At 65.4% G+C, this 14,805-nt stretch carries 18 protein-coding genes; 11 read left to right on the forward strand and 7 right to left on the reverse strand.

From position 1 onward, the window contains the following. Positions 1–3: 3 nt before the first annotated feature. Positions 4–924 (reverse strand): LysR substrate-binding domain-containing protein, encoded by a 921-nt coding sequence (locus PSAL_RS14920; RefSeq protein WP_119839357.1) that lies wholly within the window; start codon positions 922–924, stop codon positions 4–6. Between the two features lie 97 nt (positions 925–1,021). On the opposite strand from PSAL_RS14920, the gene PSAL_RS14925 reads away from it, so the two are divergent. From PSAL_RS14925 to PSAL_RS14955, 7 genes are all read left to right on the forward strand, one after another. Beyond that, complete coding sequence (locus tag PSAL_RS14925; protein WP_119839358.1) at positions 1,022–1,219, forward strand: hypothetical protein; 198 nt, start codon at positions 1,022–1,024, stop codon at positions 1,217–1,219. Positions 1,220–1,300: 81 nt separating this feature from the next. Further along, positions 1,301–1,756 (forward strand): holo-ACP synthase, encoded by a 456-nt coding sequence (acpS, locus tag PSAL_RS14930; protein ID WP_119839359.1) that lies wholly within the window; start codon positions 1,301–1,303, stop codon positions 1,754–1,756. 114 nt (positions 1,757–1,870) lie between these two features. Next, positions 1,871–2,743, forward strand: coding sequence for a signal peptidase I (lepB, locus tag PSAL_RS14935; RefSeq protein WP_119839360.1), 873 nt, complete (start codon positions 1,871–1,873; stop codon positions 2,741–2,743). Between the two features lie 56 nt (positions 2,744–2,799). After that, the gene (gene rnc, locus PSAL_RS14940) at positions 2,800–3,489 is read left to right on the forward strand and encodes a ribonuclease III (protein ID WP_119839361.1); all 690 of its coding nucleotides are present in this window, start codon (positions 2,800–2,802) and stop codon (positions 3,487–3,489) included. A gap of 36 nt (positions 3,490–3,525) precedes the next feature. Further along, a complete protein-coding gene (locus tag PSAL_RS14945) occupies positions 3,526–4,413 on the forward strand; it encodes a DMT family transporter (RefSeq protein ID WP_231388533.1) in 888 nt (295 codons plus the stop codon). Between the two features lie 111 nt (positions 4,414–4,524). Beyond that, on the forward strand, positions 4,525–5,430 hold the full coding sequence (era, locus tag PSAL_RS14950) for a GTPase Era (RefSeq protein WP_119839362.1): 906 nt from the start codon (positions 4,525–4,527) through the stop codon (positions 5,428–5,430). Positions 5,431–5,500: 70 nt separating this feature from the next. Beyond that, positions 5,501–5,830 carry a DUF1491 family protein gene (locus PSAL_RS14955; RefSeq protein WP_119839363.1) on the forward strand — a complete coding sequence of 110 codons (330 nt, stop codon included), beginning with the start codon at positions 5,501–5,503 and terminating at the stop codon, positions 5,828–5,830. A 12-nt stretch (positions 5,831–5,842) separates the two neighbouring features. Here the strand turns inward: PSAL_RS14955 and PSAL_RS14960 are convergent, their stop codons facing one another. Continuing rightward, entirely contained in the window at positions 5,843–6,463 is a 621-nt protein-coding gene (locus tag PSAL_RS14960; protein ID WP_231388534.1) for a Pr6Pr family membrane protein, read from the reverse strand. Positions 6,464–6,517: 54 nt separating this feature from the next. Between PSAL_RS14960 and recO the strand changes: the two genes are divergently transcribed. After that, on the forward strand, positions 6,518–7,252 hold the full coding sequence (gene recO, locus PSAL_RS14965; RefSeq protein WP_119839364.1) for a DNA repair protein RecO: 735 nt from the start codon (positions 6,518–6,520) through the stop codon (positions 7,250–7,252). Positions 7,253–7,257: 5 nt separating this feature from the next. Here recO and PSAL_RS14970 read toward each other — a convergent pair whose 3' ends face one another. From PSAL_RS14970 to PSAL_RS14980, 3 genes are all read right to left on the reverse strand, one after another. Beyond that, the gene (locus PSAL_RS14970; protein ID WP_196941864.1) at positions 7,258–7,755 is read right to left on the reverse strand and encodes an META domain-containing protein; all 498 of its coding nucleotides are present in this window, start codon (positions 7,753–7,755) and stop codon (positions 7,258–7,260) included. Beyond that, complete coding sequence (locus tag PSAL_RS14975) at positions 7,736–8,269, reverse strand: TetR/AcrR family transcriptional regulator (protein WP_119839366.1); 534 nt, start codon at positions 8,267–8,269, stop codon at positions 7,736–7,738. The genes PSAL_RS14970 and PSAL_RS14975 overlap by 20 nt, the downstream gene beginning before the upstream one ends. 206 nt (positions 8,270–8,475) lie before the next feature. Next, complete coding sequence (locus PSAL_RS14980; protein ID WP_119839367.1) at positions 8,476–9,168, reverse strand: fumarylacetoacetate hydrolase family protein; 693 nt, start codon at positions 9,166–9,168, stop codon at positions 8,476–8,478. A gap of 159 nt (positions 9,169–9,327) precedes the next feature. Here PSAL_RS14980 and ade point away from each other — a divergent pair, with 159 nt between their 5' ends. Continuing rightward, entirely contained in the window at positions 9,328–11,028 is a 1,701-nt protein-coding gene (gene ade, locus PSAL_RS14985; protein WP_119839368.1) for an adenine deaminase, read from the forward strand. A gap of 192 nt (positions 11,029–11,220) precedes the next feature. Here the strand turns inward: ade and PSAL_RS14990 are convergent, their stop codons facing one another. Beyond that, positions 11,221–12,357: an alkane 1-monooxygenase gene (locus tag PSAL_RS14990; RefSeq protein WP_119839451.1), complete on the reverse strand. Its 1,137-nt coding sequence runs from the start codon at positions 12,355–12,357 to the stop codon at positions 11,221–11,223. Between the two features lie 33 nt (positions 12,358–12,390). Further along, positions 12,391–13,440 carry an A/G-specific adenine glycosylase gene (gene mutY / locus PSAL_RS14995; RefSeq protein ID WP_196222803.1) on the reverse strand — a complete coding sequence of 350 codons (1,050 nt, stop codon included), beginning with the start codon at positions 13,438–13,440 and terminating at the stop codon, positions 12,391–12,393. 163 nt (positions 13,441–13,603) lie between these two features. Here mutY and PSAL_RS15000 point away from each other — a divergent pair, with 163 nt between their 5' ends. Next, positions 13,604–14,119 carry a DUF721 domain-containing protein gene (locus tag PSAL_RS15000; protein WP_119839369.1) on the forward strand — a complete coding sequence of 172 codons (516 nt, stop codon included), beginning with the start codon at positions 13,604–13,606 and terminating at the stop codon, positions 14,117–14,119. 14 nt (positions 14,120–14,133) lie between these two features. After that, the gene (locus PSAL_RS15005) at positions 14,134–14,805 is read left to right on the forward strand and encodes a DsbA family protein (protein ID WP_119839370.1); all 672 of its coding nucleotides are present in this window, start codon (positions 14,134–14,136) and stop codon (positions 14,803–14,805) included.

The raw sequence follows: 14,805 nt of genomic DNA on the forward strand, positions 1-14,805 counted from the left end.
GGTCTAGCTACGCGGATGGGTTTCAATCGGGCGATGCCCCAGCCCCTCGGCCGAAGTCGTATCGACAAGCCATTTGCGGAACAGCCGCTGGGACGGGGACAGCGACAGATCCCCCGAGGATAGCAGCCAGTAGCGCAGGTCGGTGCGGTGGAACCGCGGGATCGGCGCGACGATCCGGCCCCGGTCCAGCGCGTCCCGGCACAGCGTCTCGAACGACAGGAAGACGCCCGCGCCCCCCATCGCCGCATCAAGGCACAGCGAGGCTTCCGAAAACTCCGGGCCATCGCGCAGGGGCAGCCCGCCGACGCCTTCGGGTTCCAGCCAGTCGTCCCAGGTGTACATCGCGCCGGTGTCGCGGATGATCGGGACCGATGCGAAATCCTGCTGGCTGGTGATGGTGCGGGCCATCTCGGGGCTGCACACCGGTACGATGCGCAGCGGGAACAGCGATTGGGCGCGCAGGTCCGGGTAGGGCCCGCGCCCGATGCGGATCGAGAAATCGGTGTTTCCGTCGTTGGGGTCGGCAAAGGCCACCTGGCTGTCCAGCCGCACTTTCAGATCCGGCCAGGCGCGGTAGAAGGCGGGCAGTCGCCAGATCAGCCAGCGCGCGGCAAAGATCGGGGCGCTGGAAATCCGCAGCTCCTGCCCGCGATCCCGGTGGCCAACCTCGGCGGCGGCGGAAATCTGACGAAAGCCGCTGGTCAGCAGGCGAAAGAACTCGGCCGTGCCGGGCAGGGGGACCATGCCACCGGGCCGCCGGTCGAACAGCTTGTGCCCCAGCGTATCCTCGGCCCGCGCCACCTGTTGCGACACCGCCCCGGCCGAGATCCCCATCTCGGACCCGGCGGCGCGCAGGGACCCCGTGCGGGCCACGGCCTCGGCCGCGCGCAGGTTGTTCAGATGAAGGCGATTGAGCGGGTGCATATAGCTTAGCTAAACCCGGATATACGTTTGCTGCAATTCAAAAGGGGGGTGGGGAACCTTATGTTCGCATGATCTGAAACCAGGAAAGGAGAAAACCATGTTCAAATGGTTCACCAAACCCGCAATGCGCAGCCCCCGCGACCCGATGGATCATCCCGAAATTGCACGGATGTCCCAAAGGGAACTGGCGGATCTGCCGCTGCGACGGCCCGCCGCCCCCGTGGTCCGGCTTGCCGACTACCGCGCCCCCCGTCCTGCGGGTGCGCCGGTTCGTCCGGGCCTCTGCCTCGGCTGACCGACTGACCGCCCAGAAGATCGGACCTGACAGCGCGCACAAATCGCGTTAAGTCGGCCCGAACCCTCTGGCGGAGCAGACATGATCCTTGGAATCGGCACCGATCTGGCAAACATCGACCGTATCGCGAATACGCTCGACCGTTTCGGGGATCGCTTCCGCAACCGGGTCTTCACCGATACCGAACAGGCCAAGGCCAGCCGCCGCAAGGATCAGCCGGGCACCTATGCCAAACGCTGGGCCGCCAAGGAGGCGTGCTCCAAGGCGCTTGGCACCGGGTTGCGCATGGGCATTGCCTGGCGCGACATGGCTGTCAGCAACCTCGAGACGGGCCAGCCCGTCATGCAGGTCACCGGCTGGGCCGCCGAACGTCTGGCCGCGATGACCCCGCCGGGGCACAGCGCCATCATCCACGTCACGCTGACAGACGATCATCCCTGGGCCCAGGCCTTCGTGGTGATCGAGGCGCGTCCCCTCGGCGCCCCCGACATGCCCGCCGTGCCGGTCCCCCCGGCGCCTCCGGTCGCGCCCGATTGATCCTGCGCGGCTTGACTTTTCCCCTGGCCGACGCGCATGAAGCCTCTGTTGGCGGCCCCTTTCAGGGCCCGCGCTATCGGCAGGCATTTCGAGGCAGCAAGGGATCGGCAGCACATGGCTGAAAAGGCGAAGACGGAAAGCGGCAATTTCCTGTGGGAAACGGCAAAGACGATCTTCTGGGCACTGCTGATCGCCGGAGTGTTCCGGGCCCTGTTCTTCCAGCCCTTCTGGATCCCTTCGGGGTCGATGAAAAGCACGCTGCTGGTCGGGGACTTCCTGTTCGTCAACAAGATGGCCTACGGCTATTCCTATGCCTCCTGCCCGTCGATCAAGCTCGGCCCGATCGACATCGACGCCGAAGACATCTGCGGATTTCTCGGTGATGGCGAAGACCGGTTCCTGGGCGGCGATCCCGTCCGCGGTGACGTGGTCGTCTTCCGTCATCCGGTGACCGGCGAAGACTATATCAAGCGGCTGATCGGTCTGCCCGGCGACGAGGTCCAGGTGATCGATTCCCTGCTTTATATCAACGGCGAACCGGTGAAGGTCGAAGACGGCGGCACCTTTGTCGAGACCTATGAACCCCAGGGCCGGCAGGGTCGTCCGCCGCTGTGCTCCAACGGGCCGGTGGGTCTGAACGGCGAATGCGCCAAGACCCGGATCATCGAGACCCTGCCCAATGGCGTCAGCCATGTCGCCCTCGACATCCGCTATCAGCGCGCCGCCGATGACACCGGCGTCTACCATGTGCCCGAAGGCCATTACTTCTTCATGGGTGACAACCGCGACAATTCCACCGACAGCCGCTTTGCCCAAAGCGCGGGGGGTGTCGGCTTTGTTCCGGCGGCCAACCTGATCGGGCGCGCGGACCGGATCATGTTCTCTTCCGCCGGTCGGTCGCTGCTGTTCTTCTGGGATTGGCGCGGGGACCGGTATTTCCGGGCGATCCAGCGCAGCAAGGAACAATTGGAAGCCGAGGGCAGCTGAGCCTTGCGCCGCCGTAAGGCGCGGTGGAATAATCGCAGGATGCCGGGAACCGACAGATGAAGATTTCGCAGGAACTGAAAGCCTTTCAGGACCGGCTCGGACATGAATTTGTCCGGGCCGAACTGCTGTTGCGCGCGGTCACCCACAGCTCGGCCTCGACGCCCGTGCGCAGCGACAACCAGCGGCTGGAATTCCTTGGCGACCGGGTGCTGGGCCTCGTCATGGCCGAGGCGCTTCTGGCCGATGACGAAGAGGCCAGCGAAGGCAAGCTGGCGCCGCGGTTCAACGCCCTGGTGCGCAAGGAAACCTGCGCCGACATCGCGCGCGAGATCGGTCTTGGCGATGTGCTGAAGCTGGGGCGGTCCGAACAGATCAGCGGCGGACGGCGCAAGCTGGCCCTGCTGGGCGACGCGATGGAGGCGGTGATTGCCGCCGTCTATCTGGATGCGGGGTTCGAAGCGGCGCGGGTCGTAATTCTGCGGCTTTGGGCGACGCGGGTCGAGACGGTCGAGGCGGATGCGCGCGACGCCAAGACCTCGCTTCAGGAATGGGCGCAGGCCCGTGCCCTGCCGCCGCCTGCCTATGTGGAACTGGCGCGCTCCGGTCCCGATCACGCGCCGGTCTTCACCATCGCCGCCCGCCTTGTCAGCGGCGAGGAATCCAGCGCGCGGGCGACCTCCAAGCGGGCAGCGGAACAGGCGGCGGCCAAGGCGCTGCTGGATCAGCTTCTGAAAGACGACACGTGATCCTTGCTCTGTGTCCGTCGTGACGCGGGGTCTGGCGTGACGGACAACCTGCGCGGTGCGCTCTGGATGCTGCTGGCCATGGCCGGTTTCGCGGTCGAGGACATGCTGTTCAAGCTGATCACCCGCGACATATCCCCCGGCTTTGCCCTTGCGATTTTCGGCCTGTCGGGAATGGTTCTTTTTGCCGCCCTGTCGCGGCGCGCCGGCGAGCCGGTCTTGCACCCCCAGACCTTCCGGCCGCGCCTGCTGCTGCGTTCGGGGTTCGAGATCGCGGGGCGCTTGTTCTTTGCGCTGGCGCTGGCCTATACGCCGCTGTCCAGCACGGCGGCGATCCTGCAGGCCTCGCCGCTGGTGGTGACCTTCGGTGCGGCGCTGTTTCTGGGCGAAAAGGTCGGGATGCGGCGCTGGACGGCGATGGCCATGGGGCTGGCCGGTGTCCTGCTGATCCTGAAACCGACGCCCGAGGCCTTTCGCCTGGATGCGCTGCTGGCGCTGGCGGCGATGATCGGCTTTTCCGGGCGCGATCTGGCCACCCGCGCCGCGCCGCAGGGGGTGTCGCGCTGGCAGCTTGGCACGCTGGGGTTCGCGGTGCTGCTGATCGCGGGCACGATCCTGATGCTGACCACGGGCGTGCCGGGCCATCTGCCGCAGCCTGCGACCTGGGGTCTGCTGGCTGCGGAAACGCTGTTCGGGGTGCTGGCCTATACCGCGCTGACGCTGGCGATACAGACGGGCGAAATCTCGGTCGTGGCGCCGTTCCGGTATCTGCGGCTGCTGGTGGCGCTGCTGTTCGCCTATTTCCTGTTCGGTGAGCGGCCCGATCTGTGGACCCTGGCCGGGGCGGTGCTGATCGTCGGCAGCGGCATCTATACCCTGCTGCGCAGTGGCCGCGTGGCGTCGCCCCCGCCCCCGACGCGGCCCTGAATTGTCCCGATCCGGCCCATCAGCGCCTGTTGGCGCATCTGGACCGAGACAGGGCTGGCGCAGCAGGGTAAACTGCCCTAAGAGGCGCTCTTCTGTTGCAAGGATCCCCCCATGAGCACACGTGCAGGCTTTGTTGCCCTGATCGGCGAACCCAATGCCGGTAAATCGACCCTGCTGAACCGGATGGTCGGGGCCAAGGTCTCGATCGTGACCCACAAGGTGCAGACGACCCGCGCCCGGATCCGGGGTGTGGCGATGCAGGGCGACAGCCAGATCGTCTTTGTCGATACGCCCGGTCTGTTTCAGCCCAAGCGGCGGCTGGATCGCGCCATGGTCGCGGCGGCTTGGGGTGGGGCGGCTGATGCCGATGTGGTGGTCCTGCTGATCGAAGCGCACCGCGGCATTTCCGAAGGGGTCGAAAAGATCCTCGAGGCGCTGCGCGAGATGAAGGGCAAACGCCGCGTGGCACTGGCGATCAACAAGATCGACCGGGTCGAATCGCCGGTCCTTCTGGGCCTGTCCAAGGACATGAACGAGCGCTACGATTTCACCGAGACCTTCATGATTTCGGCCGAAAAGGGCTTTGGCGTCCAGGCGCTGCGCGACTGGCTGGCGGCCGAGGTCCCCGAAGGGCCGTGGCTGTATCCCGAGGACCAGATCGCCGATCTGCCGATGCGCATGATTGCCGCCGAGATGACCCGCGAAAAGCTGACCCTGCGGTTGCACCAGGAACTGCCCTACCAACTGACCGTGGAAACGGAACACTGGGAAGAACGCGACGACGGCTCGGCCCGGATCGATCAGATGATCTATGTCGCGCGGGATGGCCACAAGGGCATCGTACTGGGCAAGAAGGGCGAGACGATCAAGGCGATCTCGACCTCGGCGCGTCAGGAGATGGAAGAATTCCTTGGCCGCCGCGTCCACCTGTTCCTGCAGGTGAAGGTGCGGGAGAACTGGCTGGAAGAGGCCGAGCGCTATTCCGAGATGGGCCTTAATTTCAAGGACGGCAACTAGGGCGCCGCCCGGCGCTCGCCCCCCCTTTGCGGGGGCACCTTGCCCCGCCCGCCGTCCCACGAGGATCGCCATGCGCCTGACCGCTGAAATCTGGGTGTCGGCCTATCTGACCCGGCTGCGACTGTCCGATATCCCGGCCTTCGTTGTCGCCCATGGCGATGACACCGGCGGCGCGGTGCTGGTCAAGCTGAACACCCTGAATGGGGAGGCGGTGCTGTTCCAGCGCAGTTTCGACATCCTCAGCGGGGATCGCAAATGGATCGAACTGGCGGCGGGCGTCGAAGCGGATGTCGATGCCGCGATAAGCCGACAGCGCGGCTTTGACCCCGATCTCTGGGTGATCGAGGTCGAGGACCGGCAGGGCCGCCACCTGCTGGATGAACCGGGTCTGGCAGACTGACGCCTTGCGGGATCAGCGGCGCAGCATCCGGGCGATAGCGACCAGCACCAGCCCGGCGACAAAGAACGCGAGGCCGATGATCCCCGACCAGATCGTCACCCCATCCCAGCCGACATCCATCGGATCGAGGAAGAAATAGGGATATTTCCCATCCGCATGTCCCCGCGCCAGCACATACAGGATATAGATCAGCGGCCAGGCCAGCCAGGTCAGCGCCGAGCCCGGTGACAGCCGGGCCTTGGGAGCGAAGGCCAGCCACCAGAGCAATGTCAGCACCGGCACCACGCTGTGCAGCCCCAGATCGGCCCAGAAGGCCAGACCGGTCAGCGGCCGCGCCAGCAGCACATGATAGACCAGCCCGGTGATCGCGATCCAGGTCGTCATCCCGCCCAGCCAGCCACCCCAGGCCATGCGCCGCGACAGGGTCATGCCCGCGAATGTCACGAAGACGAGAGCGTTGGTCAGGATGGTGAAATACCGGGCATGGCGCCACAGGATCGCCACCAGGGCCTGATCAGGATCGGCCAGAACCGAATCGACGATTTCCAGTATCAGCGCCCCAGCTGCTGCCAGCGCGGCCAGGGCAGCAAGGGATCGCGCGAGCGGGGACAGGGACCTAGAACGAAATTCCATGGCCGCAGGCTGAGCCATCTTGCACTGCTCCGCAAGTCGATGGATTGTCAGCGGATGGACTGGCGCGAAGACGGAATTCTTCTGGCTCTGCGGCGACATGGCGAAAGCGCGGCGATCATCGAGGTCTTCACGCCCGGCCATGGCCGACATGCCGGAATCGTGCGCGGCGGGGCGTCGCGCAGGCTGGCGCCGATGTTGCAGCCGGGGGCGCAGCTTGACCTGGCCTGGCGCGCCCGGTTGGAAGAACACCTTGGGTATTTCGCAGTCGAGCCGCGCCGGTCGCGTATGGATCATCTCGGCAACCGGCTGGCGCTGGCGGGGCTGAATGCCGTCACCGGGCTGCTGGTCTTCTGCCTGCCCGAACGGGCGCCCTATCCGGGGCTTTATCACCAGACGGAACAGCTGCTGGACCTGATGGGGCAGGACGACCTATGGCCGCTGGCCTACCTGGGCTGGGAACAGCGCCTGCTTGAGGAAACGGGGTTCGGCCTTGATCTGGGCAGCTGTGCCGTCACCGGCGCACGAGAAGGGCTGGAACTGGTCTCTCCCCGGACCGGGCGGGCGGTGACGCGGGCCGGAGCAGGGGACTATGCCGACCGCCTGTTGCCGCTGCCGCCCTGCATGCTGGGGCAGGGGGCGGCAACGGATGCGGATGTGTTCGAGGCGCTTGAGGTGACAGGGCACTTCCTTCGCAACCATCTGGCGCCGGAACTGGGCAGCAAACCATTGCCGGATGCGCGTCAGAGGCTGATCGACCTGATCGCCCGGCGGGCTGCCGCCGGGACCTGAACCGCCTATTCTCCGGTCGCAAGCCGGGCAAAGCCAAGCCGGATACCCGGCCCTTCCAGCCCCAGCCTGTCCTTTCCCGGATCAACCGTGGTCACCCGGTTCAGCGCCGCGAAAAAGGCGGTCTCGGCGGGGAGGTCCGGACAACCCTTTCGGGTCGAAAAGACCCCGTAGATGCGAAAGTCCTGCCCGACCCCGGTCCAGCTGCCACCGTAGTTGTTGCAGGGCGCGACGCCATGCAGCCGGCCTTCTTCCGCAATGATCAAGGTGGCACGCCCGGCGTCGGGCACGGTCGCGCCATTGAGGCTGTGCAATTGCCAGGTGGTCTCGGGGTCGATCGGAGTTTCCTCGCGACAGGCGCTCAGCAGCGCCAGGGTCAGGACCGGTGCCGCCAGCGGCAGTCGCCGGGGAATGGTCGCGATGGCACGCCGCAGGGAGGTCCGGCCGCCCCCTTCCCACCAGAGGCAGAGGGCGAAAGCGGCGCGTTTAGCGCAGCGCCAGGACAAGATCCACCAGGGTATCCAGGGCCGTCTCATTTTCGGGGGTGCCGCCTTCGCCGATCTGCACGATGCCGATCTGTGCGCCGTAAAGCATCCGGGCGATATCGGGATTGGTCACGCCGATCTGACGCAGGATGTCTTGCAAATAGCTGAGCCGGCGCGCATCGATATCCGCAAGGGTCGCCGCCGCATTGGCATCGGTCCGCGCCCAGGCCCGCAGGGCGGTTTCCGCTGCCATGTCGCCGGTAAAGCCATTGCGCATGATCTCGTGCAGTCGCGCCACCGATTGCCGCTTGTCCGACGGCATCTCGTGGTCGGCGCTGGCCATGCGACCCCAGAAATCCAGCAGCGCCTTGCGATAGGCGGGTACATCCGCGAAATGCCAGTAGAAGGATCCCTTGGTCGTGCCCAGTTCGCGCGCGAGGGGTTCTGCCTTCAACGCCTCCGGCCCGGCCACAGCGAGGGCCTGAAGACCGGCATTCAGCCAGTCATCCGGGGAAAGGCGAGGTTTGCGACTCATATGGAAACCATACGTGAGTCGCTGCAGCGCAGCAACGCACCGGGGCGGATCCGTGCCGATCAAGGGCACGGTGACGGCGGTTTGACGCCACACGGGCGAACCAATGCCTTGCGACGTGCGCTAAAGGCGAGGGCCCCGCCCTGAAGCTTGATCTGGCGCCGGAAAGGCGCAGGTCGGGCTGACGTCAGGCGGGGTCCTGCGAAGGGTCAGGCAGGGTCCGTGATCCGCAGGGAAATCGGCTCCAGCCCGTCGATCCGGCCTTCGATCAGATCGCCGGGTTGCACCGGCCCGACGCCTTCGGGGGTGCCGGTCATGATCACGTCGCCCGCCCCAAGGTGATAATACCCCGACAGGTCGCAAAGCACGGCCGCCACGTCGTGCAGCATCAGGTCCAGGGTCGAATCCTGCTTCATCGTGCCATTCTGCGTCAGGCTGATGCGTTGCGCGGCGACCGTGCCGAAATCCGCAGCCTTGGTGGCCGGCGCGAAGACGGCCGAGTTTTCGACATCCTTGCCCAGATCCCAGGGACGCTGCTTTTTCCGCTCGCGGATCTGCAGATCGCGCCGGGTCATGTCCAGAGCGCAGCCATAGGCATAGATCGCGGCGACCGCCTCTTCGCGGGTCGCACGGAACAGGGGGGCCTTCAGGTAGACGGCGAGTTCCAGTTCGAAATGGTAGCTTTCGGTATTGGGCGGATAGGGCGTTTCGGCGCCGCTCAGCACGGCCGAGGCCGGGGATTTGGTGAAATAGAAGGGGGCCTCCAGATCCGGTTCGAAACCGTATTCCCGCGCATGGGCGGCGTAGTTGCGCCCGACGCAGAAGATCCGCCGCAGCGGATAGGTGTCGCTTTCCCCGATGATCGGGACTTCGGGCAGGGGGGGGAGGTCGAACATGCTCATGAATGGCTCCGGTTCTGTGACGAATCATCGATACGCCCCGCGTGGCGCCGGGGCAAGATATCCGGCGGTCCGCAGGCGGGGGCAGATCGGAACAAGTCAACTGGACATGGCCGGGCCTTCGGGCTTTGCTGGCGCCGTGTGAACCCGAAGGAGACCGTCATGCAGTCAAGATCCCTATCCCAGATGATTTCGCAGGGGCATGGCGATCAACCCGCCGACCTCGTGCTGCGCGGAGGGCGGGTGCTCGACGTGGTGACAGGCGCGCTGCTGGACGGCGACGTGGCGATCTGTGGGGGCCGGATCGTCGGCATCATGGCGGGTTACGAGGGCACCGAGGTGATCGACGTGACCGGCAAGATCCTGGTGCCGGGCTTCATCGACACGCATCTGCATATCGAAAGCTCGATGGTCACGCCGCATGAATTCGACCGCTGCGTCGGCCCGCGCGGCGTCACCACCGCGATCTGCGACCCGCATGAGATCGCCAATGTAATCGGTGTGCCGGGGATCGAATATTTCCTGTCCTGTGCCTCGGAAACGGTGATGGACATCCGGGTCAACCTCTCCTCCTGCGTGCCCTCCAGCCACATGGAAACCGCCGGCGCCCGGATCGAGGCCGAGGATCTGAAACCCCTGATGGGTCACCCTCAGGGTATCGGCCTGGCCGAGTTCATGAATTACCCCGGCGTGATCTTCCAGGACCCCGGCTGCATGGCCAAGCTGGAGCTGTTTCGCGGTCAGCACATCGACGGCCACTGCCCGCAACTGGTCGGCAAGGGGCTGAACGCCTATATCAGCGCCGGTATCCGCACCGAACACGAGGCCACGACCGCCGAGGAGGCGCGCGAAAAGCTGCAAAAAGGCATGCGGGTGCTGATCCGCGAAGGCTCGGTCTCAAAGGACATGGTGGCCTTGCAGCCGCTGCTGACCGATCTGACCAGTGCCTACATGTGCCTGTGCACGGACGACCGCAACCCGCTGGATATCGGCGAACACGGCCACCTTGATTTCATGATCCGGGAGTTGATCGCCATGGGCTGCCCCGCGACGGCTGTCTACCGCGCCGCCAGCCTCTCGGCGGCCGAAGCCTTCGGCCTCAAGGATCGCGGCCAGATTGCACCGGGCAAGCGGGCCGATATCGTGGTGCTTGACGATCTGGCGACCTGCCATGCCGAACTGGTGATGTGCGGCGGGGTCGTCAGCGGCGAGGCGGCCTTTGCCGCCCGCAATATCACTCCGCCGGTGGGGCGCAACTCGGTCAAGGCGCCGGTGGTAAGCGCGGCCAGTTTCCGCACTGCGGCCAACCGCGAGGAAACCGACGTGATCGGCATCCTCGAGGGCAAGATCATCACCGAACACCTGAAGGAGGAAATCCCGATCGTCGACGGCGACAAGCGACCCGACCCGGCGCGCGACCTGGTGAAGATCGCCGTGGTCGAACGCCATGGCATCAACGGCAATATCGCGTCCGGCTTCGTGAAGGGCTTCGGGCTGAAACGCGGGGCCATCGCCTCGACCGTCTGTCATGATCACCACAACATCGCCTGCGTCGGCGTGGACTACGACGACATGGCGCTGGCCGCGAACCGGCTGGGCGAGATCGAAGGCGGTTTCGTCGTGGTCGAGGGCGGCAAGGTGCGCGCCGAACTGCCCCTGCCGGTCGCCGGCTTGATGAGCATGGAACCCTTCGAGGTCGTGCACGAGGCGCTGATCCATCTGCGCGCCGCAGCCAGGACCCTGAATGTCACACTGGAAGAGCCCTTCCTGCAACTTGCCTTCCTTGCCCTGCCGGTGATCCCTGCGTTGAAGATCACCGATCGGGGAATGGTCGACGTGGTGAAATTCGAAATCATCTCCTGACGAGGGAGATGCAAGGGCCTGCACGCCTGCTCTCTGGGGAGACCGGGCTTGGGGGCTCTGCCCCCCTCCGCCGCCGGCGGAGCCCCCCGGGATATTTGGAACAGGGAAACAATCGGAGGACTCATCGGGTTTCCCTGTCGCAAATATCCTGGGGGAGGCGCTCGCAGAGCGGCGGGGGCAAAGCCCCCTGTTTCAGGCCGGTTCTTCGTGGCGGCCAGTCCTGTAGGGCTGCCAGTCCGTGATTTCGGGGTAATACATTGCATGCCATTTCCTCACGCGCGGGTTCATCTTGCGCCGCCATAGGGGCGGGATCATCGCCATGAGGCCCATCAGCGGGTAGCCGTGTGGTAACTGGGGTGCCTGGTCGGGGCCGTGGGCTTGCAGCAGCGGATAGGGCCGGTCGGGGCGGGCATGGTGGTCGGAATGGCGTTGCAGGTTGATCAACAGCCAGTTCGTCGCCTTGAACGAGGTGTTCCAGCTGTGATGGGGCTTGACGTGCTCGAAGCGCCCGTTCCCGAGGTACTTGCGCGTCAGGCCATAGTGCTCGACGTAGTTCGTGAGTTCGAGCAGCCAGATTGCGACGAGCGCTTGCCAGAGCAGGAGGAGCAACCCTGTCCAGCCACTGAGGAGCACAGCCAGCAGCAGCATGGCTGCCTGCAAGGCGGCATAACGATAGAAAGGGTTGCGTGGGTCCAGCGGGTCGCGGCCGCGTTTTTTCAGGCGAGCGGTCTCCGCTGTCCAGGCCGAGCGCGGGCATTGCCGCAGGACCCGGCGGAAGAAATGCGGGAAGCTTTCATTGTAGCGGGCCGTAACCGCATCTGATGGCGTGCCCACGGCAGTATGATGCACCAGAAGATGCTCGCTGCGGAAATGGCCGTATAGCGCCATGGCCAGCAGGATATCCGCCAGCCAGCGCTCCTGCCGACTGCGTTGGTGCATCAATTCGTGCGCATAGACGATGCCGATTGCGCCGGTCATCGTGCCGACGCCGAAGAACAGGATGATGGTTTCCAGGGTCCCGAGGTGCTCGGCGCGGGCTGTATACCAGATCACCCAGAACAGTGTCACGAATTGGATCGGCGCCCAGGCCAGCGTGATGGCGCGATACCAGAACAGGTCGTCTTCGGGGGTGTCGGGATCCGCATCCGTGGCATTCAGCCCCAGCAGGCTGTCGAGCACCGAGAACAGCACATAGCCGTAGACCGGCACCAGGATCACTGTCCAGCCACCGAAAAGCGCGCCCGAAACCACCAGGGGCACCATCCCCAATGACAGCCAGAAGGGCGCGGCCTTGCCGAAGCTGGAAAAGCCCGCGCTGGGCAATGTCATGTTCGGCGCCATGTCCTGAGCCTCCCGGTCGGGTCAATTCCTGTCTACGAAGCTGGCATGGGCCAGGTCAAATGCCTTTCGCATCACGGTGGGAAGATCCGAGGGTCGGAAATCTTCGGGGGGCAGGAAGGTACCGCGTTGCGGGTTTGCGCCCTGGTCGATCTGCGCGGTGAGGATCTGCAGGCGCAAGTGGAAATGGGTGAAGGTATGACGCGCCTCTTCGGGGACCGGCTGCCAGTCGGCCTCTATCGGGGGGGCTGGTACGGGCGTGGTTTCGGCCCAGTCCGAGCCAGGCCAGCCGAGCATCCCGCCAAGCAGCCCCTTGTCGGGGCGGCGCTCCAGCAGGTAGGCGCCATCGGTACGGCGTGCAATATAGGCGATGCCAAGGCGGATGGGCTTGGCCTTTTTCGGGGTCTTGCGGGGCAGGTCTGGCGCAGTGCCGCGTGCCCGCGCCAGGCAGGGATCGTGCCAGGGGCAGAGAGCGCAGGCCGGTTTGCGCGGCGTGCAGATTGTCGCGCCAAGGTCCATCACGGCCTGAGCGTAATCGCCGGGCCGGGCGTGGGGCGTCAGCAGCGCCGCCTTTTCGGTCAGTTCGGGCTTGGCGGCGGGCAGGGGCGTATGGATGTCGAACAGCCGCGCCATGACCCGTTCCACGTTGCCGTCCACCACCGTTTCGGATCGGTCGAAGGCGATCGAGGCGATGGCCGCGGCTGTGTAGGGCCCGACCCCGGGCAGGCTCAGCAGCGCGGCTCGGTTGTCGGGAAACTGGCCGCCATGACCGGCCACCACGACGCGGGCGCATTTCAGCAGGTTGCGGGCCCGCGCATAATAGCCAAGTCCGGCCCATTCGCCCATTACGCGGGCGTCTTCGGCGGCTGCAAGATCCGCGACCGTCGGCCAGAGCGCGGTGAAGCGCAGGAAATAGGCGCGCACCGCCGCTACCGTGGTCTGTTGCAGCATCACTTCGGACAGCCAGATGTGGTAGGGATCGGGCCGCTGCCCTGCGGCGCGGGCGGCCGGGCCGGTGCGCCAGGGCATGTCGCGGGCATGCTGGTCATACCAGGCCAGCAGGTCGGCGGACAGATCGCCGGGCCGGGTCGCTCGCGGTGCATCCGGCTTTGTCCGGGCGGCTGGCGTTATGGGGGTCTCACGCAATCTTTATGGCTCCTCGTTGCCGGCCTTGGGCTTTGCGCTGGTTTGCAGCGTATCTTGGACTAGAATAGCGCCGAACCAGAGGATGCAACCCATGCCGCGCCGCAAGACGACAACCTACGGCTTTACCCGCGCCCACGGTCTGATGGAGACGCGGATCCGCAAAGCCGGTGAAACCCGCGGGTTCGCCGAGGCGCGCATCATCACCCATTGGGAAGAAGTCGCGGGTACCGAGATCTCGGCCATCGCACGCCCGGTGAAGGTGACCTATCCGCGTGGCAGTGGCAATCTGGGCGCGACACTGGTGCTGCTGACCACGGGGGCCCATGCCCCGGTGCTGGAAATGCAGAAGGAAACCCTGCGTCAGCGGGTGAACGCGACCTATGGCTACAACGCCATTTCGCGGATCAACATCACCCAGACGGCGCCAACGGGCTTTGCCGAAGGCCAGGTCGCCTTCAGAACCCGCGAAAAGCCCCTGAGCCCGCCTCCGCCCGACCCGGCACTGCTGGCGCGGGCGGCCGAGGTTGCGGATGGCATCCGCGACGAAGGGCTGAAGGCCGCGCTTGAGACTCTGGCGCGCAACGTATTAAAGACATCCGGAATTTAGGAAAGGAATCCTCGATGGATCGCAGGACCCTCATCGGAGGCGGTATTGCCGCGGTTGCCCTCGTGGCTGTCGGCGGCGGCTACTTCTACTTCAAGCAGGACAGCGCACAGACGGAAATGGATCCGGCCGCCGGGGAAGACGTCGCCGCGATCGACACCTCATCGATCACCGAAATGGTGCTGGGCGACGCGGATGCACCGGTGACGCTGATCGAATATGCGTCCTTCACCTGCCCGCATTGCAAGTCCTTCCACGACACGGTCTTTCACCAGCTGAAGACGAATTACATCGACACCGGCAAGGTAAAGTTCATCTACCGCGATGTCTTCTTTGACCGCTACGGTCTTTGGGCGTCGCTGATCGCGCGATGCGACGGCGGGATGCGGTTCTTCGGCATTGCCGACATGCTTTACGACCAGCAGGCCAACTGGTTGCAGGGGGCCGAAACCGAAGCCGGGATCGCAGACAACCTGCGCCGTCTGGGTAAGGTCGTGGGCCTGGAAGAAGCCCAGGTCGACGCCTGCATGGCGGACGAGGAGAAGGCCAAGACCCTGGTCGCCTGGTTCCAGCAGAACGCGACCGCAGACGAGGTGACGGGCACGCCGACGCTGATCATCGACGGCGAAAGCCATGGCAACATGAGCTACGAGGACCTGTCGCAGATCCTCGACGAAAAGCTGGGCTGA

Origin of the sequence: Pseudooceanicola algae (assembly GCF_003590145.2) — a bacterium.
GTDB lineage: Bacteria > Pseudomonadota > Alphaproteobacteria > Rhodobacterales > Rhodobacteraceae > Pseudooceanicola > Pseudooceanicola algae.